The following is a 21,640-nucleotide window of genomic DNA, read 5'->3' as shown; positions in this document are numbered from 1 at the left end:
TGCTTTCATCCCACGTACCGGACCGGCAGGGAACCGCTGACGAGGACGCTCAGCCGACCGCGAGCCACACCGCGAGGCCGAGACCACACAACCCGACGACGATCCGCAGCGGGCCGGCGGGCAGGCGTTTGACGACCGGCGGGCCGCACCAGCCGCCGAGCAGGCACCCGATCGCCATCGCGAGGGCCGCCCACCAGTCGACGGGGCCGAAGATCATGAAGCCGACCGCGGCGACCGCGTTGGCGACTCCGAGGAACACCGACTTCGACAGTGCAGCGCGCCAGAGCGGCTCGCTGGTGACCACCAGCATCAGAGCCAGGATCATGATGCCTGCGCCGGCGCCGAAATAGCCGCCGTAGATGCAGATCAGCGTCAGGCCGACGACGAAGATCCAGGGACGCTCGGCATGCGAGGTCGCCCATCGTCGCAGAACCGGTTGTACGAGAAGCGCTATGGCCGCGATGGCCACCAGGAACGGGACCAACGCCTCGAAGGCCTCGGCGGGCGTCAGGAGAAGCAGTACCGCACCGAGGGTCCCGCCGATCAGGGCGGCGATCAGCCCGATGACGAGGCGACGACGGTCGCCGTCGAGCAAGGCCTTCCCCGACTGGGCGGTGCTGCCCACCCCGACCGCGACGAGTGCGACCGTGTTGGTCACGTTCGCCGCGATCGGGGTGAGACCGACCGCGAGAAGTGCGGGATAGCTGACGATGGACGCCAGCCCGGTGATGTATCCGATCAGGCCCGCGCCGAAACCGGCGACGACCAGTAGTGCGAGATCAGTGAGCGAAATGGCGTGCCCCGGTGAGGTAGAGCGTCACGCCCGCCTCGTCGGCCGCCTCGATGACCTCGTTGTCGCGGATCGAACCGCCCGGCTGCACGACCGCCTTGACGCCCGCGGACAGCAGCACCTGCAGACCGTCCGGGAACGGGAAGAAGGCATCCGACGCCCCGACGGACCCGGCCGCGCGATCGCCGGCACGCTGGACGGCGAGGTGAGCGGAGTCGACACGGTTGACCTGGCCCATGCCGACGCCGACCGAGGCGCCGTCGGAGGCGAGCAGGATGGCGTTCGACTTCACCGAACGGCAGGCGCGCCAGGCGAATTCGAGGTCCGCGAGGGTCTGGGCGTCGGCCGGCGGGCCGGCGACGAGATTCCAGTTGTCCGGGTTGTCGCCCTCGGCGTCGATGACGTCGCGCTGCTGGATCAGCAGACCACCCGAGACCGGCTTGGTCTCGACCCCGGTGGCCGACGGCGGTGTCGCGACCAGCACGCGGATGTTCTTCTTGCGGGTGAGGACCGAGAGGGCGCCGTCGGCGAAGCCCGGCGCGACGACGACCTCGGTGAAGATCTCGGCGACCTGCTCGGCCATCTCGACGGTGAGCTCGCGGTTCGCGGCGATCACGCCACCGTAGGCGCTGACCGGGTCGCAGGCGTGGGCCTTGCGGTGCGCCTCGGCGATGTCGGCGCCGACCGCGATGCCACACGGGTTGGCGTGCTTGATGATCGCGACCGCCGGGGCCTCGAAGTCGTAGGCGGCGCGCCAGGCGGCGTCGGCATCGGTGTAGTTGTTGTAGCTCATCTCCTTGCCGTGCAACTGCTCGGCGGTGGCGAGGCCACCTTCCCCGGCGTTGCCGACGTAGAGAGCGGCCGCCTGGTGCGGGTTCTCGCCGTAACGCAGGACGGCCGAACGGTTCCAGGTGGCACCGGCCCAGATCGGGAACTGCGAATCGTCCTCGGGTGCGACGACACTCGACATCCACGAGGCGACGGCCACGTCGTAGTCGGCGGTGTGGCGGAATGCCTTGGCGGCCAGCTTCTTCCGGTCGGCGAGGGTGAACCCGCCGGCCGAGATCGCCTCGGTCACCTGTCCGTAGTCACCGGGGCTCGTCACGACGGCCACCGACGGGTGGTTCTTCGCCGCGCCGCGCACCATCGACGGGCCACCGATGTCGATCTGCTCGATGCACTCGTCGGGGGTCGCGCCCGAGGCGACGGTCGCGGTGAACGGGTAGAGGTTCACGACGACGAGATCGAATGCGGCGACGCCCAATTCGGCGAGCTGCGCGACATGGTCGTCCTTGCGGGTGTCGGCGAGGATCCCGGCGTGCACCTTGGGGTGGAGGGTCTTGACCCGGCCGTCGAGGCACTCGGGGAAGCCGGTCAGCGTCGACACCTCCACGACCGGGACACCGGCGTCGGCGATGGTCTTGGCGGTCGATCCCGTCGAGACGATCTCCACACCGGCGGCCTGGAGTGCGGTCGCGAGATCGGCCAGGCCGCTCTTGTCGTAGACACTCACCAGCGCGCGCCGGATGGGTCGGCGGGCGCTGTCAGCGGGCTGTGCGTTCACGGGATGCGGGCCTTTCGTCCATCGATGACTACTCCACGGGTGACCAGTGCGGTCACCACTTCGGCGAGCAACACGCACTCGACCGTCTTGATGCGTTCGTGCAAGGTGTCGACGGTGTCTTCGTCGTCGACCGTGACCACCTGCTGCGCCAGGATCGGCCCGGTGTCGACGCCTTCGTCCACGAGGTGGACGGTCGCACCGGTGACCTTGACGCCGTAGTCGAGTGCCTCGGGCACACCGTGCGCGCCGGGGAATGCCGGCAGCAGCGCGGGGTGGCTGTTGACGATCCGTCCACCGAAGCGTTCGAGGAATGCGGGACCCAGGATCTTCATGAAGCCCGCGGTGACCACCCAGCCGGGATCGACGGCGGCGACCGCCTCGGTGAGCGCGGAGTCCCACGCGGCACGATCGGCGTGGTCGGCGACGCGGCAGGTGATCAGCGGGATCTCGTTGCGATTCGCGATCTCCTGGGCCCGGCAGACGCGATCGACCACGATGGCCGCGACCGCGAACGGGGCGTCGTCGGCGGCGGCGCGGGCGAGCAGCGACTCGAGCAGAGAACCGGTACCCGACGCCATCACCACGACGGGTGTTCGTACGGGCGCGGTCTCCGATGTCACGCTTGGGAGCCTAATAGCAGCACGTCGAGCGGGAATCGGCGGGTCTCAGCGCCGACGGCCGGCACCGGGTGTTCCCGGGTAGAGGTCGTAGTCGGCGTCGTCGACGAGATCGCTGTCGTCGACGTCCTCGGCCGGGATCCGGTTGGCCGAGGGCACGGTGTCGTCGCCGGCGGCAGGCACGAACCCGTCGGCCTCGTACCCCGCGTCTTCGTACCCCGAGTCTTCGTGGTCGGCTTTCTCGTAGACGGTCTCTTCGTACTCGCCGTCCTCGTAGGCCGCGTCGTCGTACGCGCCCTCGTATTCACCCTCCGCGTCCGTGTACTCGACGTACTCGTCGTCCTCGTCGAGGTCGGCGACGATGACGTACTCGTCCTCGAAGCCGAGGTCGTCGAAGTACTCGTCCCCGACCGCGGCGCGGGCGGCCCGGGTCGAGGGCAGGAAGGCGTAGACGATCGCGAGGAGGATGCCGATCACCGCGATCCAGCCGAGCGTGAACACGCCGGCCGCGGAGACGGTGACCGCGACGTCGCCGAATTCGCCCAGCGTTCCGCCGGCGGCCGCGGTCAGGATCGCCATCGCCGAGGCGGCAACGGCGGCTGCGACCCCGATCGAGCGCACGTGCGCGACCGGATTGAGGTCGCGGCAGCGCCAGCCCACGAAGCCCGCGACGGCGGCGGGGGCGATCAGGCCGAGGAAACCCCAGCTGCCCGCACCGGTTCCGTCGGGTAGGACCGCGAGTGCGGGGACGGGCGGCACCGCTCCCCCGCGGACGGTGAACAGGTCGACGGTCATCGCGCCGATCTGGACATCGGAACCGACGAGGATCGCGGTCGCACCGATCATCAGGTTCGGCAGATACATCAGCGACAGCAGGCTGAGCCCGAGGAAACCGTCGAAGTCGTAGCCGGTGTCGATCAGCTCGCCGATCTCGCCGTGCCGCATCAGCATGCGCAGACACACCAGCACCGCGCCCGCGACCACCAGGGCAAGCACGGCGACGAGGCCGTACCGGAAGCCGCGGCGGTCGGCGTAGGACATCCCCCACCGGGCCGCGAAGTCGTGCCGTCGTACCCATGTGACCCCGGCCAGCGCCGCACCGCCGTGGATGCCGATCGTGTAGGCGAAGGCGAGCAGCGCGTTGGGCGTCTGCACCGGCAGCACCGATCCGCCGTCCATCACGATGGCCAGCGACATCGCGGTGATCAGCAACGGGCCGACGATCGCCGAGCACACCACCGCTCCGACGTCGAACAGATCGTGCGCGGATCGTTGCGTGGGGCCGCTGCCGCCGATCGCGCGGGCCGTGAGGCGGGCGGTGCCGATCGCGACGACCAGGGTCGGCAGCAGCGGCAGGACACCGATCGTGACCCCGCTGATGGTGACCGGCACCTGGTGGATCGCCAGCCAGCTCGAGGCGATCGCACTGGGCAGGCCGGTGAGTCCGCTGCCCGCGAGCAGCAGCACCGTCAGCATCACGACGATGAGCGTGACCAGGGCGAGAGCGGGGACGGTGAACGCGACCACGGCCAGCTGCCGGGCCGACCCCTCGACGTCGTTGCGCTGGGCACGACGGGATCGTCGCAGTGCACGCAGCTGCGACGCCAGGTTCTCCGCGGTCGAGTCGGGCCTGAAGGTGGGCATCGTCATGAGCGTGGCATGGTCGGCCGCCGGGCCGTCGGAGACGCGCCGCGATGAGACGGAAAGCGTCTCACGTCACCGACCGCTGTGCCGAGAGACGACGGTGCCCCGCCGACGTGTGTCGGCGGGGCACCCCGGAGATACTTCGATTAGCTACCGCTGCTGGTGGGCGGTTCGGGCTTCTGGAAGACCGTGGTCGAGTGGTCGGCGGCCGGGCCGGCCTCCGACTCGGACGCACTCGCGGATGCGCCACCCGATCCCGCGCCGCCGGAGGCACCCGCCGAGTACTGGCCGGGGTTGTAGGCGCCGTAGCCGGACTCACCGGGCGCCGACGCCTGACCCGACTGAGCGCTGGAGTAACCGCTCTGACCGGTGCCGGACGTCTGCGAGTACGCGGACGGGTCGTAGTTCGCCGAGGACTGCTGGCCGTACTGCGACTGTCCGCTGTCTGCGCCATAGGCGGTGGCCTGGGCGTCGCCGTGGGCCTGGCCCTGTCCGGCGGCCTGCTGGCCCGCCGAGGCCTCGGTGCCCGACGTCGCGGCCGTGATCGGTCCCGTGGCCGATGACGGGGCCGCGAGCGCGGGCGCCACCTTGACGACGTCGGCTTCGACGAGCAGCCACACGATCGCGAGGAGCGCCGACAGCAGCGAGAAGATCAGCAGGACGATGGCGCCGGAGGCGTTGTTGTCCACGCTGAGGAACAGGAACAGCGTGATCAGGAAGGCCGGAATGGTCAGCGCTGCGACGATCGGAGCCGCCGCGACCTTGACGCCCGGGATCAACGAGATGAGCGCCAGGACACCGGCGACGGCGACGAGCGCGTACGGGGCGTTGAACGGCGTCTGGAACAGCTCCACCGAGAAGTCATAGGCCCGTGCGGCGGCGAGGAACCCGGAGAACAGCACGACGAGACCGAACAGACCGATGACACCGGCCAGGATCGTCGGGGTGATCGCGGGCAGACCCTGGCTCGGCGGCTTCGCCGGCTGCTGCTGGCCGTAGCCGTACTGTCCGTAGCCCTGCTGCTGGCCGTACTGCTGCTGTCCGTAACCCTGCTGCTGTTCGTAGCCCTGCTGCTGTCCGTACTGCTGGCCATAACCCTGCTGCGGATTCTGGCCGTACTGCTGTCCGTAGCCCTGCTGCGGATTCTGGCCGTAACTCTGCTGGCCGCCCTGCGGGTACTGCTGGCCGTACTGGCCGTGGGACTGGCCGGACTCGGGCTGCTGCCCGTAGCCCCCCGTTGGATACGTCATGGCGATCTCCTGGTCGGCTCGTCTGGGTTATCTGGCTCAGGTCGCGCGCCGGTGATGACAGCCTCGGCCGTCACCGCCCCGACGGGCACAACACCCGGCCCACGGTAGTACATGTGACCGGCGGGCCACATGGACCGTTCGGCGCCTGCCGTCGACGACACCGTCCACGCTAGGTCATGCGCGACGATGCCGTGGTGCGGCCGTGCACAGCCGTCACCAGCGATGAGCTCGGCCCTGTTCGGCGTACCAGTCGACAAGCGAATAATCGTCCACCGACTTCGGATCGATGTTGACCTCCGACCGGCCGGCCAGAATCGCCGTGACCGGAACCTCGAGCTTCTTCCCGGTGCGCGTGTGCGGGATACCCGGGGCCTCGATCACCTCATCGGGCACATGGCGTTTCGACAACCGGTCGCGGACCGCTGCGGCGATCCGCGCGGTGAGGGCGTCGTCGAGGACGGCACCGGGGACGAGGGTGACGAACAGCGGCATCCAGTAGGCGCCGTCGGGTCCGTCCACGCCGAGGACGAAGGCCTCCGCGATCTCGTCGAGCGCCTCCACGACCTCGTAGATGTCGGCTGATCCCATGCGGATTCCGTGACGGTTCAACGTCGCATCGCTGCGGCCGTGGATGACCAGGGAACCGCGTTCGGTCACGGTCACCCAGTCGCCGTGACGCCACACCGGCCCGTCGGGATGCGCTGTCGGCCCTTCCCACTCGTGGTCGAAGTAGGCGGAACGGTAACGCGCGCCGTCCCGATCGTCCCAGAAGTGCACCGGCATCGACGGCATCGGCGCGGTGACGACCAGCTCGCCGACCTCGCCGACGAGGGGCGTACCGTCCGGCGCCCAACTCTCCAGCGCGACACCGAGATAGCGCACCGACAGCTCACCGGGTACCACCGGCACCCCGACCGATCCGCCGGCGAAGGCCGACACGATGTCGGTGCCGCCGCTGATCGACGAGATCGGCAGTCCCTGCTTCACGTGGTCGTCGACCCAGGTGAACAGGTCGGCGGCGAGCGAGGAACCCGTACTGCCCAGGGCGCGAAGCGGAGCGAGGTCGTCGTCGCGGCCCGGTTCGAGCCCGGCCTTCCGCGAGGCCTGCAGCTGCCCGGGCGAGGTGCCGAAGTAGGTGACCTTCTCGTCGGCGACGATCTGCCAGAGCCTGTCGGCGTCGGGGTAGAGCGGCGAACCGCTGTAACAGACGATCCGCGCCCCGCAGAGGAGACCGGCGACCTGGTAGTTCCACATCATCCAGCTGAGCGCGGTCTGCCAGAAGAAGACGTCGTCCGACGACAGGTCACCGTGGAGCGCACCGGCTTTGAGGTGCTCGACGACGACGCCGCCGTGCCCGTGGACGATGCCCTTCGGGCGGCCGGTGGTGCCCGAGCTGAACAACACCCAGAGGGGATGGTCGAAGTCGACGAGCACAGGTTCCGCGTCGCCGGCCTCCGCGGTGAGCGCGTCGGCGTAGTCGATCCGCGTCGTGCTGTCCGCCGTCGGGTCGCCCGCGTCGCCGCCGATCGTGATGTGCGCGACGAGTTCCGGCAGCAGGCTCGCGAGTTCGGCGCTGTCCGAACGCTTGTCGATGTCCTTGCCGCCGTATCGGTATCCCGCGGCGCTGAACAGGATCTTCGGCCGGAGCTGCCCGAGCCGGCTCGCGGCGCCCTGCGGCGCATAGTCCTGGCCGCAACCCGACCAGATGGCGCCGAGGCTGGCGGTGGCGAGGAAGGCGACGACCGCCTCGGGGATGTCGGGCAGGTAGGCCGCGACAACATCGCCGGTTCCGATCCCCTGTGCCCGAAGCGTCGCGGCCAGGGAGGCGACCAGGCCGGGGAGTTCCGACCAGGCGATCTCGGTCCGTGCCCCGGCCTCGTCGAGTCCGACGACGGCGGCGCCCGGAAGGTCGGCGTGGCGCAGGATCTGGCTCACGTAGTTCAACCGGACACCCGGGAACCACTGGGCGCCGGGCATCCTCGGATCGGCGAGAACGGCTGCGTCACCCTCGGCGAGGGGTTCGGCGGCCAGGGCGTCGAGGTCGAAGAACTCCCACACCGCTCGCCAGAACTGCGCGGGCTCTCGTACCGACCACTCCCACAGCTCGTCGTAATCCGCGGCGGCCGTGCCGAACCGGTTCTCGACGTGCCGGCTGAACCGCTCGATCGCGGCACCGGTCATCGCAGGTCCTCCAGGATGTGCGTGGCCTCTTCGCGCATCGCGACCTTGCGCACCTTCCCGGTGACGGTCATCGGGAATTCCTTCACCACGTGGACGTATCGAGGGATCTTGTGCCGAGCGATCTTGCCGTCGGCGAAGGCTCGGACGTCCTCGACCGTGAGGTCGGTGGCGTGATCGCGGAGCCGGACCCACGCCATCAGTTCTTCGCCGTACTTCTCGTCGGGGACGCCGATCACCTGGGCGTCGAGGATGTCGGGATGGGTGTAGAGGAATTCCTCGATCTCTCGCGGATAGATGTTCTCGCCGCCACGGATCACCATGTCCTTGATCCGGCCGGTGATGCGCACGTACCCGGCGTCGTCCATCTCGGCGAGGTCGCCGGTGTGCATCCACCCGTCGGCGTCGATGGCCTCGGCGGTCTTCTCCGGATCGTTCCAGTAGCCGGTCATCACCGAGTAACCGCGCGTGCACAGTTCGCCGGTCTCGTTGCGGCCGAGGGTCTCCCCTGTACCGGGTGCGACGATCTTGATCTCGAGATGCGGACCGACCTGACCCACGGTGGTGACCCGGAGTTCGAGCGGGTCGTCGACCCTGGTCTGGGTGGACACCGGCGACGTCTCGGTCATGCCATAGCAGATCGAGACCTCGCTCATGTGCATCCGATCGACCACCTGACGCATCACCTGCTCCGGGCACGGCGAGCCGGCCATGATGCCGGTACGCAGCGACGACAAGTCGGGTGCGTAGCCGTCCGGGGCGGCGTCGAGCAGTGCGAGTTCGGCGATGAACATCGTCGGCACGCCGTAGAGGCTGGTGCAGCGGTACTCGGCGACCGCGTCGAGCGTGGCCTTCGGGTCGAAGGCGGGACCCGGGATCACCATGGCCGCACCGTGACTCGTGGCGGCGAGGTTGCCCATCACCATGCCGAAGCAGTGGTAGAACGGCACCGGCAGGCAGATGCGGTCGTCAGCGGTGTAGTCGAGCAGCTCACCGACGAGGTAACCGTTGTTGCCGATGTTTCGATGCGACAGAGTCGCGCCCTTGGGGAATCCCGTTGTGCCCGAGGTGTACTGAATGTTGATCGGGTCGTCGGCGGACAGCGAGGCGGCGATCTCGGCGACCCGTGCCAGTTCCTCGTCGGACGGGGCCGCGGTCAGTTCGGTCCACGCCGCGGACTCGAACGTCACCACCTCCCGCAGATCCGGACAGTCCGGACGGGCCTCCGCCAGCATCGACGCATAGCCGGAGTCCTTGAACCGTTCGGCCGCGAGGACGACGCTCGTGCCGGACTGTTTCAGGGCGTAGGAGACCTCGTTCTGCCGGTAGGCGGGGTTGAGGTTGACCAGGATCGCGCCGATCTCGGCGGTGGCGTACTGGACGAGCACCCACTCGAAGCGGTTGGGCGCCCACAGTCCGACCCGATCCCCCTTCTTCACGTCCGACCGCAGCAGACCCGCGGCCAGCGCCCGCACGTCGCGGTGGAACTCGACGTAGGTCCACCGACGCCCCGAGGGGGCGTCGATGAGCGCGACGCGATCGGCGTACTTCTCGACGGTCCGCGCCAGGGTCACGCCGATGGTGTCCGTCAGCAGAGCAGGACTCTGCGGCCCGTGGGTGTGGGCGAGGTTCTGGGGGTGAGCGTCATTGCTCATGAGCGGGCTCCGGTCTCTCGGTGGTGTCGGGGGAACGAGGGGTGTCGGAAAGCGTTTTGGCGCAGCGGGATCAGGCGTGGATCAGGCGTCGGCGTCGGCGGGGCGTTCGGCCACGCGGGACAGCACGACCTCCGCCTGCCGGAGCACCGGGCCGTCGATCATCTGACCGTCGAGGCTGAAGACCCCGCCACCGTGTTCGGCGGAGCCGTCGATGACCTTGCGCGCCCACGCGATCGACTCCTCGGACGGCTGGTAGCCGGCGCGGATGTGCTCGACCTGCGACGGGTGGATGCACGCGGTCGCGGTGTAACCGAGGGCCACCGCGTCGCGAACCTCGGCGACGAGACCGTCGACGTCGTCGATGTCGAGATGCACCGAGTCCACGGCGAACTTGCCGTGCGCCGCGGCCGCGATGCGGACCATCGACCGGACCCAGGCGGCGACGTCGCGGTACTCGCCTGCGCGCGGCTCCCCGGGCCCGAACCGGCTCGACGTCCCGCCGAGTCCGGCGACCAGGTCCTCGGCGCCCCACATGAGGCCGATGCAGTTCGACGTGGCGGCGATGTCGTTGGCGCGGGTGGCACCCAGCGGCGTCTCGATCAGCGCGATCGTCTGGAACGCGGTGTCGAGGATCGACGCCACGTCCTCCGACTTGGCCTGCATGACGACGCGGTAGTTCGTCTCCGAGACCGCGGCGAGGTCGCGGCGGTAGTCGCCGGTACCGGCCGGGTTGATCCGCACGATGGTGCGGTCCGGGTCGATCGGGTTGGCGATCAACGCTTCCCGTGCGGCGGCACGATTCTCCGGCGAGACCGCGTCCTCGAGGTCGAGGATCACGACGTCGGCACGGTCAAGGGCCTTCTGGTAGCGCTCGGGCCGGTCCGCGGGGCAGAACAGCAGTGCGGGCCCGGCCGGCAGCCAGGCGTTGGACAGCTGGGAATCGCCCAGGCTCGATCCGCTCACGAGCGAATTGTCGGCGGGTCCGTCGAAGAACATCGTCGTCACTCCGTAGGTTTCTTGCGCACCAACGTGGCCCGCGCGGCTCGCGCGACGACCTCGCCGTGCTGATTGCGTCCGATGTGGGTCAAGTTCACCACGCCCTCCCCCGGCCTCGACCGGGATTCGCGTTTACCGGTGCACAGTGTCTCGGCGTAGAGGGTGTCGCCGGCGAACAGCGGCGCGGGGAACGCAACCTCGGAAAAACCGAGGTTGGCCACCAGTGTGCCCTGTGTCAGCTGGCTGACCGAGAGACCCACGATCGTCGACAGCGTGAACATGGAGTTGATCAGTCGCTGTCCACCGAAACCGGGCTGCTGTGCCGACCACGCGGCGTCGAGGTGAAGCGCCTGGGTGTTCATCGTGAGCGTCGTGAACAGCACGTTGTCGGCCTCGGTCACGGTGCGTCCGGGACGGTGCTCGTAGAGCGTTTCCTCGGTGAACTCCTCGAACCACAGGCCGCGCTGAACGACCCGGTTCACGGGTGCCTGTTCGTTCTCGCTCATGCGAAACCCAGCTCACGGGCGATGAGCATGAGCTGCACCTCGGTGGTGCCCTCACCGATCTCGAGGATCTTCGAGTCGCGGTAGTGACGGGCGACGGGGTACTCGTTCATGAAGCCGTAGCCGCCGTGGATCTGCGTGGCGACGCGCGCGTTGTCCATGGCCGCCTCGCTGGCCACCAGCTTGGCGATCGACGCCTCCTTCTTGAAGGGCTTGCCCGCCAGCATCTTCGCGGCCGCGTCGTAGTAGGCGGTGCGGGCGACGTGGGCCCGGGCCTCCATCCGCGCGATGGCGAAGGACACCGACTGGTACTCCCCGATCGGCTTGCCGAACGACTGACGCTCCTTGGCGTACTTGACGCTCTCGTCGACGCAACCCTGCGCGGCACCGGTTGCGAGCGCCGCGATCGCGATGCGGCCCTCGTCGAGGATCGACAGGAAGTTGGCGTAGCCGCGGCCGCGCTCGCCGAGCAGATTCTCCTTCGGCACGCGCACATCGGTGAACGTGAGCGGGTGGGTGTCCGAGGCGTTCCAACCGACCTTGTTGTAGGCCGGTTCGGCGGTGAACCCGGGGGTTCCCGACGGCACGATGATCGTCGAGATCTCCTTCTTGCCGTTCTCCTTGACCCCGGTGACCGCGGTGACGGTGACCAGCGAGGTGATGTCGGTGCCCGAGTTGGTGATGAACTGCTTGCCGCCGTTGATGATCCACGAGTCACCGTCGTCGCGAGCGGTGGTCGCGGTGGCACCTGCGTCGGAGCCGGCCCCAGGCTCGGTCAGGCCGAAACCGGCAAGCGCGGTACCGGCGGTGAGGTCGGGCAGGTACTGCTGCTTCTGCTCCTCGGTGCCGAACCGGTAGATCGGCATCGCACCCAGGCTCACGCCGGCCTCGAGGGTGATGGCGACCGACTGGTCGATCTTACCGAGTTCCTCGAGCGCGAGGGCCAGCGCGAAGTAGTCGCCGCCCATGCCGCCGTACTCCTCGGGGAACGGCAGCCCGAAGAGTCCCATCTTGCCCATCTGGGCGATGACCTCGTACGGGAAGGTGTGGTCGGCATCGTGTTTCGCGGCCACCGGTGCCACCACCGTCTGCGCGAAGTCGCGCACCGTCTCGATGAGGTCTGTGTACTCCTGCGTGAGTTCCATGAGAGTCCTGTTCACTCTTGTAGCTTCGATTCGATTGGTAGCAAGCCTCCGCTCCCTGAGGAGGCCCGGAGCTTGCGGAGGGCCGTCACGAAGGGGCGGGAACGGGCTCCCGGCTCTCCGCGGGGGTGACCACGGCGAGGATCTGTCCCGCATCCACTTTGTCACCCACCTTCACCGTGATGTCGACGGTTCCGTCGACGGGTGCGGTCAGCGCGTGTTCCATCTTCATCGCCTCGACGACCACGACGGCCGCGCCGCTGCTCACCGCATCGCCGGACGCTGCTCCGACGGCGACCACGGTGCCGGGCATCGGGCTGGCGATCTCACCGGCACGATCGTCGGCGGCCTCGTCGAGCAGCGGACGGGCGAGGTCGAGGACCCAGGTGCCGGACGGTCCGGACACCCACCAGGATTCGCCGATCAGCGTCGACGACCAGGACTGGCTGATCCCGCCGACGATGAGACGGTCGGATTCGCGGCCGTCGCCCGATTGTGCGGGGAGGTAGACCACCTCGGCCGTCCAGGACTCGCCCTCGGCTCCGTCGCCACCCTCGGTGACCACGGTCGCCGAGGCCGAGATCGACTGCGCATCAGTGTGTTCGACGCTGATCGACACAGCGGAGTGGTGTCCGCCGCTCACGAGCCTGGTGATCACCGGAGCCGGTTCGCCGACGCGCCAGCCGACCGCCGACGACCAGACGTCGCCGCGGTCCCGGACCCCGATTCGGGCGAGGCCGACGAGGGCCTGCGCCTCCGGGGAGGGTTGCGGCACCACGTAATCGGCGACCAGGCGGTCGAGCAGTTCGGTGTCGAGTTCGGCGTCGACGACGGCCTGCTGCCGGAGCACGAAGCGGCAGAAGTCGATGTTCGTGACGACCCCGAGTACGCGGGTGTGTGCCAGCGCCTGGTCGAGGCGTTCGAGGGCCTCCTCGCGGTCGCTGCCGTGCGCGATGATCTTGGCGAGCATCGGGTCGTAGTCGCTGCCGACGCGCAGTCCCTCGAGCATGGCGGAGTCGACGCGGATGCCGCTGCCCGACGCCGTGTCCGGGTGGACGAGGTGCTCGATGGTGCCGCCCGTGGGGAGGAAGCCGCGGGCGGGATCCTCGGCGTACACGCGGGCCTCGACGGCGTGGCCGGTGAGCGTGATGTCGTCCTGGGCGAAGCCGAGGACCTCGCCGCGGGCGACGCGGATCTGCTGCTCCACCAGGTCGATTCCGGTGACGAGTTCGGTGACCGGGTGCTCGACCTGCAGTCGGGTGTTCATCTCCATGAAGAAGAACTCGTCCGGCTTGTGGGCCGAGACGATGAACTCGACGGTGCCGGCGCCGGTGTAGCCGACGCTGCGGGCGGCGTCGCAGGCCGCCTCGCCGATCCGGGCACGGGTGACGGCGTCGAGCAGCGCCGACGGTGCCTCCTCGATGACCTTCTGGTGCCGGCGCTGCAGCGAGCACTCGCGTTCGCCGAGATGGATGACGTTGCCGTGTGTGTCGGCGAGGACCTGCACTTCGATGTGGCGCGGGGTGTCGACGAAGTGCTCGAGGAACAGGGCGTCGTCGCCGAATGCGGCGCCCGCCTCTCGTCGTGCACGTTGGAGAGCCGCGGGCAGTTCGGCCGGGTCGGCGACGCGGTGCATGCCCTTGCCGCCGCCACCCGCGCTCGGCTTGATGAGGACCGGGAAGCCGATGTCGGGGGCGGCCGCGATCAGGTCCTCGTCGGTGAGACCGGGACGCGAGAGGCCAGGGACCACCGGCACGTCGCGCGCGGTGACCGCGGCGCGGGCGGTGATCTTGTCGCCCATCGTCGCGATGGCTTCCGCTGGCGGACCGATGAAGACGATGCCCGCCTCCGCCAGTGCGGCGGCGAATTTCTGGTTCTCCGAGAGGAATCCGTAACCGGGGTGGACGGCGTCGGCACCGGTCTTGCGGGCCGCGTCGACGACGGCGTCGATGTCGAGGTAGCTCTGGGCGGCCGCTGCCGGTCCGATCCGGACCGCGACGTCGGCCTCGCGGACGTGACGGGCCTGCGCGTCGGCGTCGGAGTAGACGGCGATGCTGCGGATTCCCAGGCGGCGCAGGGTGTCGATCACCCGGCAGGCGATCTCGCCGCGGTTCGCCACCAGGACGCTGCGAATGGGTCTGGTGCTCACGGTCTGGAGGTCCTCTGTCGTCGTGGGTGAACTCGGGGATGGCATGTCGGTCTCCGCTCTCACATCCGGAAGACGCCGTAGCGCACGTCGGCCAGCGGTGCGTACCGCGCGGTCTCGAGGGCGAGCCCGAGCAGCGTGCGGGTCTGGGCGGGGTCGACGATGCCGTCGTCCCAGAGGCGTGCGGTCGAGTAGTAGGCGTCGGACTGCCGCTCGAATTGTTCGCGGATGGGTGCCTTGAACGCCTCTTCGTCCTCCGCCGCCCAGGTGTCCCCGGATCGCTCGATCTGGTTGCGGCGCACCGTGCCCAGCGTGTCGGCGGCCTGCGGGCCACCCATCACGGAGATGCGAGCGTTGGGCCACATCCACAGGAACCGCGGCGAGTAGGCCCGGCCGCACATCGAGTAGTTGCCGGCGCCGAACGAGCCGCCGACCATGACGGTGAACTTCGGGACCCGCGCACACGCGACCGCATTGACCATCTTGGCGCCGTTCTTGGCGATGCCGCCCTGCTCGTAGGCCTTGCCGACCATGAACCCGGTGATGTTCTGCAGGAAGACCAACGGGATTCGGCGCTGATCGCAGAGCTCGATGAAATGCGCACCCTTGAGGGCGGATTCGCTGAAGAGGACGCCGTTGTTGGCGATGATGCCGACCGGGTGGCCATGGATGTGCGCGAACGCGGTCACCAGGGTCGTGCCGTAGTTGGCCTTGAACTCGGTGTATTCACCGGCGTCGCACATGATCTCGATGACCTCGCGCACGTCGTACGGGGTCCTGGAGTCGGTGGGCACCACGTCGTAGATGTCGGTCTGCGGACGGAGCGGCTCCCGCGACGGGATGGTCTCCCACTGCGGCGCCTCCCGCGGGCCGAGCGTGGCGACGATCTCACGGACCTTCGCCAAGGCCTGCTGATCGTTGTCGACAAGGTGGTCGGTGACGCCGGAGACCGACGAGTGCATCGCGCCGCCGCCGAGGTCCTCGGCCGAGACGTCCTCGCCGGTCGCGGCTTTCACCAGCGGCGGTCCGGCCAGGAAGATGGTGCCCTGGTTGCGGACGATGACCGTCTCGTCGCTCATCGCCGGGACGTAGGCGCCGCCGGCGGTCGAGGAACCGAGGACGGCAGCGATCTGCGGGATGCCCGCGGCGCTCATGTTCGCCTGGTTGTAGAAGATGCGGCCGAAGTGGTCGCGGTCCGGGAAGACCTCGTCCTGCTGAAGCAGCATCGCGCCGCCGGAGTCGACGAGGTAGATACACGGCAACCGGTTGGCGGCCGCGATCTCCTGCGCGCGCAGGTGCTTCTTCACCGTGACCGGATAGTAGGTGCCGCCGGAGACCGTGGCGTCGTTGGCGACGATCATGCATTCCCGGCCGGCCACGCGGCCGACACCGGCGATGACGCCCGCGGACGGCGCCTTGTCGTCGTACATCCCGAACGCGGCGAGCGGCGCCACCTCGATGAACGGTGAGCCGACATCGAGGAGGCCGTCGACGCGATCACGCGGCAGCAGCTTGCCGCGCGATACGTGGCGCTCACGCGCCTTGGCCCCGCCGCCGGCGGCCACGGTCGTCAGGCGCTGGTGGAGCAGGTCGAGATTCTGCTGGTGCGTGGCCCGGAAGCCGTCGAGCGTGCTGGTCACCGTCGACCCTTCAGTTAGTTGGGATTAACTGAACGGAATGGTACGCCATCGAGTGGCGCGTGTCACGCCCACGACTCGTGACCAGTCTGCGTGACGCGCGTCACGCCATCTCGTAGGGTGGTGGCAGGCCCACCACCCCCGGGCTCTCACAACCGATGCGTCGATCCGGCACGACCGGAGAAGGCCACCGCACATAGAAGGCCAGGTAATCCCATGACCCTCGCAGACGACCGCGCACGCTTCCAGCAGGTGCCGACCGCACAAACCGGCTTGTCAGCAACACGCTCGTCCGAGCCCCTTCCTGACGACTTCTCGCTCGACGATCGCTACGCCCGCGAGTCGGGCACCATCTACCTCTCCGGCATCCAGGCCCTGGTTCGCATCGTCCGCGACCGCGCTCGCGTCGACCGCCGCCAGAACCTGAACACCGCCTCGTTCATCTCCGGCTACGAGGGCTCTCCCCTCGCCGGTTACGACCTCGAACTCGCCCGGCGTCGCAAGCTGCTCGCGCCCTACGACATCACCCACCGGCCCGGCCTGAACGAGGAGATCGCCGCGACCTCGGTGATGGGCTCGCAGGTGGCCGCACAGGTTGCCGACCTTGCTCCCACCACCGACGGCACGCCCCGCGACGGCGTCGTCGGCTACTGGTACGGCAAGGCCCCCGGCCTCGACCGCGCCACCGACGCGATCCGGCACGCCAACCTCGTCGGCACGCATCCGTCCGGTGGCGCCGTCGCACTGGTCGGCGACGACCCCGGCGCCAAGTCCTCGACGGTGCCGTGCGCGTCGGAGATGGCCCTGGCCGACCTCTACATCCCGATCCTCTACCCCGCGGACTCGCAGGACATCCTCGACCTCGGCGTGCACGCGGCGATCATGAGCCGCGTCAGCGGACTATGGACGTCGCTGAAGATCTCGGCCCATGTCGCCGACGGCGCGTCGACCGCACACGTCCATCCCGACCGCGTCATCCCCACCTATGGCGACCTCGGACGCAGTCCGCACGTCCCGAGCGGTCGACTCCTGGGCGCCAATCTGATGGAGCTCGAACAGAATCAGCTCACCACGCGCATCCCCCGCGCGCTGGAGTACGCGCGGCTCAACGGGATCAACAAGATCGTGGTGTCGACCCCCGACGACCGGATCGGCATCGTCGCCGCGGGGAAGACCTACCTCGATCTCCGAGAGGCATTGCGCCTGATGAACATCGGCGACGACGACCTGCGGCGTCTCGGCATCCGCATCCTCAAGCTCGGGATGGTCTACCCGATCGAGCGGGACATCCTCGATCGCTTCATGTTCGGCACCGCGCGCGGTGATCTCGACGAGGTCATCGTCATCGAGGAGAAGCGCGACTTCATCGAGACGATGATGCGCGACATCCTCTACCGGCATCCGCGTGCACCGCGGATCGTCGGCAAGGTCCACGAGGACGGATCGACCCTGTTCTCCCGCTTCGGCGAACTCGACGTCGACGCCGTCACCCGCGGTCTCGCGGATCGTCTGGCACGCCATCACGTCGACGCGGCGCAGGCGTGGATCGACAAGAAGTCGCGGCGTCGTACCCGCATCGAACTCCCCCTCGCCGTGCGCACGCCGTACTTCTGCTCGGGATGCCCGCACAACAGCTCGACCAAGGTGTCCGAGGACACCCTCGTCGGCGCCGGAATCGGTTGCCACGCGATGGTTCTCCTGATGGACCCGCGCCAGGTCGGCGACGTCGCCGGGGTGACGCAGATGGGCGGCGAGGGTGCGCAGTGGATCGGCATGGCTCCGTTCGTCTCCGCCCGGCACTTCGTGCAGAACATCGGTGACGGCACATTCATGCATTCGGGCTCGCTGGCCCTCCGGGCCGCCGTCGCGTCCGGCGAGAACATCACCTACAAGCTGCTCTACAACGGCACCGTCGCCATGACCGGCGGCCAGGACCCGGTCGGTGAGATGGACCTGCCGCGGCTGACCTCCCTCCTCGTCGACGAGGGCGTCAGCAAGATCGTCGTGACCTCCGACGATCCGAAACGTACGCGCGCGCTGGGCCTTCCCAAGAAGGTGGAGGTCCGCCACCGCGACGAGTTGGTCGAGGTCCAGACCGAACTCGCCGGCGTACCCGGGGTGACGGTCCTCGTCCACGATCAGCACTGCGCCGCGGAGAAGCGCCGGAAGCGCAAGCGCGGCACCATGCCCACCCCCACCACGAGGGTGATGATCAACGAACGCATCTGTGAGGGTTGCGGCGACTGTGGCGAGAAGTCGAACTGTCTGTCCGTGCACCCGGTGCAGACCGAGTTCGGGCGCAAGACCCAGATCGACCAGAGTTCGTGCAACCTCGACTACTCGTGCCTGAAAGGCGACTGCCCGTCGTTCGTCACCGTGACCCCGGGAACGACGCGGACCAGGGCCCGCGCCACCGACCTCCCCGGCGCACTGCTTCCGGAACCAACGCTGCCCGCCGTGCGGGACACGTTCTCGCTGCGGGTCACCGGCATCGGCGGCACCGGTGTCGTGACCGTGTCGCAGGTGCTGGCCACGGCGGCGGTCCTCGACGGCCATGCCGCCCGCACCGTCGACATGACGGGCCTGGCACAGAAGGGCGGTGCCGTCGTCAGCGACATCAAGGTCGCGCCGCACGAGGTCGAGCAGGCCGCCAAGGTCGCCTCCGACGACTGCGATCTCTATCTCGTCTGCGACCCGCTGGTCGGCACCGATCCGGTCAATCTGAAGGTCGCGGCACCGGAGAAGACCGTCGCCGTGGTGTCCACGACGCAGGTTCCCACCGGGCTCATGGTCATCGACACCTCGGTGGGCTTCCCGGCGGAGACCGCGATCCACTCCGCGATCGACGCGAAGGTGACCCGCGGCCTCTACCTGGATTCCGGGGCGCTGTCGACCGCACTCTTCGGTGACGAGCAGTTCGCCAACATGCTCATGGTCGGTGCGGCGTATCAGGCAGGCGCACTGGCGATCTCGGCCTCGTCGATCGAGCGCGCGATCGAACTGAACGGCGTGGCGGTCGACGCCAACGTGCAGGCCTTCCGGCGCGGACGTCAGGCGGTGGCCGACGCCGATGCCGTGTCCGCGACGATCGCCTCGCTGCACGGCGCCGCGTCCACGGAACCGGAGCCGTCCGACCACGCGATGAGCGTGGTCCGTGCGAGCGGTTTCGGCGACGAGCTCACGCGTACCGTGGCACTCCGCTACGACGAGCTGATCGCCTACGCCGACGAGCGTTACGCGCGTGAGTATCTCGACGTCGTCGAACGGGTGCACCGCGGCGCGGACAACGACGCGTTGACCGATGCGGTCGCGCGCAACCTGTACAAGCTGTTGGCCTACAAGGACGAGTACGAGGTCGCTCGCCTGACGCAGGATGCCGCTTTCGCGGCGAAGGTCGCCGATCAGTTCGGTGAGGACGCCGGGGTCTCGATCCGGCTGCATCCGCCGACACTGCGCCAGATGGGCATGCGGGAGAAGATGTCCCTCGGTGCCTGGGCGAACCGTCCGATGAGCACGCTCGCGAAGATGAAGAAGCTTCGCGGAACACCGCTCGACCCGTTCGGCCGCAACGAGATCCGTCGTACCGAACGTGCGCTGATCGTCGAGTACCGGGAGATCGTCGACCAACTGCTGGCCGCCGTGCAGGGCGGACGCGTCGGCGACGCCGAGATGCCGGCCGTGGTGGAACTCGCCGGCCTCCCCGACATGGTGCGCGGCTACGAGAGCGTGAAGATGCGCAACGTCGAGAAGTACCGGGCGGAGGTCAGCCGGCTGCGGGGCGGCCTCGGAATCTGACACCCCGCCCCGGAAGCCACCCGTCGCTGAACACCGCTCCTGGAATCGGCTCTCCAGGAGCGGGTTTCAGCGATGCCGCCGGAAGCGCGCGACGACGGTCTGGCCGTCCTCGCCGGGGACGGCGTCGATCACGAACGGCGACGAGTGACCATCGCGGGAGGCGACGGCGTCGAACTGCCCGACGTTCATCTCGATGAGCAGGACCCCGTCACCGGACAGCCATGTCTGGGCGCCGGTGATCAGTGCGTCGACGTGATCGAGGCCGTCCGCTCCCCCGGTCAGGGCACGCCGGGGCTCGTGGTCACGCGCTTCCGGCGCGAGCAGTCCGAAGGCGTGATCGGGAACGTACGGCGGGACGGCTGCGATCACATCCACGCGACCGCGGAGTGACTCGGGAACGGCGTCGAAACCGATGCCGTGATGGATCTGCGCGTCGACGGGCAGGTTCCGCCGGGCGTGGACGAGCGCATCGGCGGCGATGTCGGCAGCGTGCACCTGCACACCATCGACGGCTGCGGCGACTGCGGAGGCGATCGGCGCCACTCCGCAGAACGCCTCGAGGACAACGGCTCCGGGCCGCCCCGTCGCGGCGTCGACGGCTTCCTGCGCCAGCAGCAGGGATCGCTGCCGCGGCACGAACACACCGAACCCGACGCTGAGCCGGAGGTTCCCGAACTGGACCCACCCCAGCAGATGTTCGAGTGGCTCACCCGCAATCCGGCGTGCGCACAGGTCGGCGAGTTCGTTTGGACCGGCGGCGTGCCGGCTTAGCAGCTCGGCCTCGTCCTCGGCGAACACGCAGCCCGCACGACGAAGAGCATCCGCCAGCGGGTCTCCGAGAAGTCCGGCCGGCTGCACGTGTACGTCAGGAGATTGCGGCGTCATCCTTCTTGAGACCGTACAAGAACGATGCGGTCATCAGGAGCGCCACCTGCACGAATCCGAAGATCAGCCCGAGAATGGCGCCGGCCCCGAGTTCGACGGACGGCGGCATGATCAACGCCGAGGCGAACAGTGCCAGCCACCCGGCGAGCGCGATCACGGCGAGGAAGGGCAGGGCCTTTCGATATCGGGGAACCAGCATGAACGTCGTCGCGACCCCGACGACGCCGAGCACGACGAAGAACTTGCCGGGGTTCAGCACGATGTCGTCGGAGAAGAACCCGGGGATACTGTCCCGCCCTTCCATGAAATCGCGTTCCCACGAATCGAGCCCCTGCTGCGCCCCGGGCAACGCGGTGATCCAGCTGACGAAGCCCATGCAGTAGGTGACGATCCCGGCGACCGCCGCACCGAGGGCAAAGATCACCGACCGATCGGGCCGCGGCCCCATTCGCTGAGGACCCATGCCGGACGCGGGACCCCAACCACCTGTCGAGTGCTGGTACGCCGGTGGATTTTCACCCCACTGCTGGCCGGGAACCCCTCCGGTGGGCCGTCCGCCCTGGAACTGCCCGGTCTCACCGTGATTGCCGGGGAATCCGCCGGTCTGCGGCTGCCCGGGTGGGGCCGGTGACCGCTGAACGCCCTGCTGCTGGTTGGGATCGCCTGAATTCACGGTGCACTCCTCGTCCTTCACCCCCGAACGATCGCGCCTCGTCGTCGCGACCTGCGGGCCAGGGTAAGCCGACCAGAACCCCGATGCACCTGCGGCGACGAGATTCATTCGACCGGTCGTCGCACGGAACCAGACCCCGCTCGTGCCGATGGCCACGGATCGGAG

The 21,640-nt window shown here is 68.8% G+C and carries 15 protein-coding genes; 1 reads left to right on the top strand and 14 read right to left on the bottom strand.

What is annotated here, in order from left to right:
- Positions 1 to 49: 49 nt before the first annotated feature.
- From PWF70_RS06575 to PWF70_RS06520, 12 genes are all read right to left on the bottom strand, one after another.
- Positions 50 to 793: a sulfite exporter TauE/SafE family protein gene (locus PWF70_RS06575; RefSeq protein ID WP_081474351.1), complete on the bottom strand. Its 744-nt coding sequence runs from the start codon at positions 791 to 793 to the stop codon at positions 50 to 52.
- Positions 780 to 2,354, bottom strand: coding sequence for a bifunctional phosphoribosylaminoimidazolecarboxamide formyltransferase/IMP cyclohydrolase (gene purH, locus PWF70_RS06570; protein ID WP_035755609.1), 1,575 nt, complete (start codon positions 2,352 to 2,354; stop codon positions 780 to 782). Before purH ends, PWF70_RS06575 begins: the two co-directional genes overlap by 14 nt.
- The gene (gene purN / locus PWF70_RS06565; RefSeq protein WP_035755607.1) at positions 2,351 to 2,974 is read right to left on the bottom strand and encodes a phosphoribosylglycinamide formyltransferase; all 624 of its coding nucleotides are present in this window, start codon (positions 2,972 to 2,974) and stop codon (positions 2,351 to 2,353) included. The genes purH and purN overlap by 4 nt, the downstream gene beginning before the upstream one ends.
- 45 nt (positions 2,975 to 3,019) lie before the next feature.
- Complete coding sequence (locus tag PWF70_RS06560) at positions 3,020 to 4,615, bottom strand: cell division protein PerM (protein WP_051406017.1); 1,596 nt, start codon at positions 4,613 to 4,615, stop codon at positions 3,020 to 3,022.
- Positions 4,616 to 4,761: 146 nt separating this feature from the next.
- Entirely contained in the window at positions 4,762 to 5,865 is a 1,104-nt protein-coding gene (locus PWF70_RS06555; protein ID WP_286352907.1) for a DUF5336 domain-containing protein, read from the bottom strand.
- A gap of 213 nt (positions 5,866 to 6,078) precedes the next feature.
- Positions 6,079 to 8,046 carry an acetoacetate--CoA ligase gene (locus PWF70_RS06550; protein WP_035755603.1) on the bottom strand — a complete coding sequence of 656 codons (1,968 nt, stop codon included), beginning with the start codon at positions 8,044 to 8,046 and terminating at the stop codon, positions 6,079 to 6,081.
- Positions 8,043 to 9,698 carry an AMP-binding protein gene (locus tag PWF70_RS06545; RefSeq protein WP_035755602.1) on the bottom strand — a complete coding sequence of 552 codons (1,656 nt, stop codon included), beginning with the start codon at positions 9,696 to 9,698 and terminating at the stop codon, positions 8,043 to 8,045. The genes PWF70_RS06550 and PWF70_RS06545 overlap by 4 nt, the downstream gene beginning before the upstream one ends.
- 81 nt (positions 9,699 to 9,779) lie before the next feature.
- Positions 9,780 to 10,694 (bottom strand): HpcH/HpaI aldolase/citrate lyase family protein, encoded by a 915-nt coding sequence (locus PWF70_RS06540; protein ID WP_005201196.1) that lies wholly within the window; start codon positions 10,692 to 10,694, stop codon positions 9,780 to 9,782.
- Between the two features lie 5 nt (positions 10,695 to 10,699).
- Positions 10,700 to 11,200 (bottom strand): MaoC family dehydratase, encoded by a 501-nt coding sequence (locus PWF70_RS06535; protein ID WP_035755601.1) that lies wholly within the window; start codon positions 11,198 to 11,200, stop codon positions 10,700 to 10,702.
- Positions 11,197 to 12,342, bottom strand: coding sequence for an acyl-CoA dehydrogenase family protein (locus PWF70_RS06530; protein WP_005201192.1), 1,146 nt, complete (start codon positions 12,340 to 12,342; stop codon positions 11,197 to 11,199). Before PWF70_RS06530 ends, PWF70_RS06535 begins: the two co-directional genes overlap by 4 nt.
- An 85-nt stretch (positions 12,343 to 12,427) precedes the next feature.
- Complete coding sequence (locus tag PWF70_RS06525; protein WP_035755600.1) at positions 12,428 to 14,488, bottom strand: acetyl/propionyl/methylcrotonyl-CoA carboxylase subunit alpha; 2,061 nt, start codon at positions 14,486 to 14,488, stop codon at positions 12,428 to 12,430.
- A 59-nt stretch (positions 14,489 to 14,547) separates the two neighbouring features.
- Entirely contained in the window at positions 14,548 to 16,125 is a 1,578-nt protein-coding gene (locus tag PWF70_RS06520; protein WP_035755599.1) for a carboxyl transferase domain-containing protein, read from the bottom strand.
- A 213-nt stretch (positions 16,126 to 16,338) separates the two neighbouring features.
- Here PWF70_RS06520 and PWF70_RS06515 point away from each other — a divergent pair, with 213 nt between their 5' ends.
- On the top strand, positions 16,339 to 19,917 hold the full coding sequence (locus tag PWF70_RS06515; RefSeq protein ID WP_035755598.1) for an indolepyruvate ferredoxin oxidoreductase family protein: 3,579 nt from the start codon (positions 16,339 to 16,341) through the stop codon (positions 19,915 to 19,917).
- Between the two features lie 66 nt (positions 19,918 to 19,983).
- On the opposite strand, the gene PWF70_RS06510 is transcribed toward PWF70_RS06515, so the two are convergent.
- Positions 19,984 to 20,802 (bottom strand): class I SAM-dependent methyltransferase, encoded by an 819-nt coding sequence (locus tag PWF70_RS06510; protein ID WP_051406013.1) that lies wholly within the window; start codon positions 20,800 to 20,802, stop codon positions 19,984 to 19,986.
- On the bottom strand, positions 20,783 to 21,475 hold the full coding sequence (locus tag PWF70_RS06505; RefSeq protein ID WP_035755663.1) for a DUF5336 domain-containing protein: 693 nt from the start codon (positions 21,473 to 21,475) through the stop codon (positions 20,783 to 20,785). Before PWF70_RS06505 ends, PWF70_RS06510 begins: the two co-directional genes overlap by 20 nt.
- Between the last annotated feature and the right edge of the window lie 165 nt (positions 21,476 to 21,640).

The organism is Gordonia sp. Swx-4 (genome assembly GCF_030316175.1).
In the GTDB taxonomy this organism is placed as follows: Bacteria; Actinomycetota; Actinomycetes; order Mycobacteriales; family Mycobacteriaceae; genus Gordonia; species Gordonia alkanivorans.
This window is presented reverse-complemented; position numbering and strand designations above follow the sequence as displayed.

Bases quoted from the DNA above. Each gene is read 5' to 3' on its own strand.
- PWF70_RS06550 (WP_035755603.1), bottom strand. From the start codon at position 8,046: ATGACCGGTGCCGCGATCGAGCGGTTCAGCCGGCACGTCGAGAACCGG.
- PWF70_RS06535 (WP_035755601.1), bottom strand. From the start codon at position 11,200: ATGAGCGAGAACGAACAGGCACCCGTGAACCGGGTCGTTCAGCGCGGC.
- PWF70_RS06540 (WP_005201196.1), bottom strand. From the start codon at position 10,694: ATGTTCTTCGACGGACCCGCCGACAATTCGCTCGTGAGCGGATCGAGC.
- PWF70_RS06560 (WP_051406017.1), bottom strand. From the start codon at position 4,615: ATGCCCACCTTCAGGCCCGACTCGACCGCGGAGAACCTGGCGTCGCAG.
- PWF70_RS06555 (WP_286352907.1), bottom strand. From the start codon at position 5,865: ATGACGTATCCAACGGGGGGCTACGGGCAGCAGCCCGAGTCCGGCCAG.
- PWF70_RS06530 (WP_005201192.1), bottom strand. From the start codon at position 12,342: ATGGAACTCACGCAGGAGTACACAGACCTCATCGAGACGGTGCGCGAC.
- PWF70_RS06510 (WP_051406013.1), bottom strand. From the start codon at position 20,802: ATGACGCCGCAATCTCCTGACGTACACGTGCAGCCGGCCGGACTTCTC.
- PWF70_RS06515 (WP_035755598.1), top strand. From the start codon at position 16,339: ATGACCCTCGCAGACGACCGCGCACGCTTCCAGCAGGTGCCGACCGCA.
- PWF70_RS06545 (WP_035755602.1), bottom strand. From the start codon at position 9,698: ATGAGCAATGACGCTCACCCCCAGAACCTCGCCCACACCCACGGGCCG.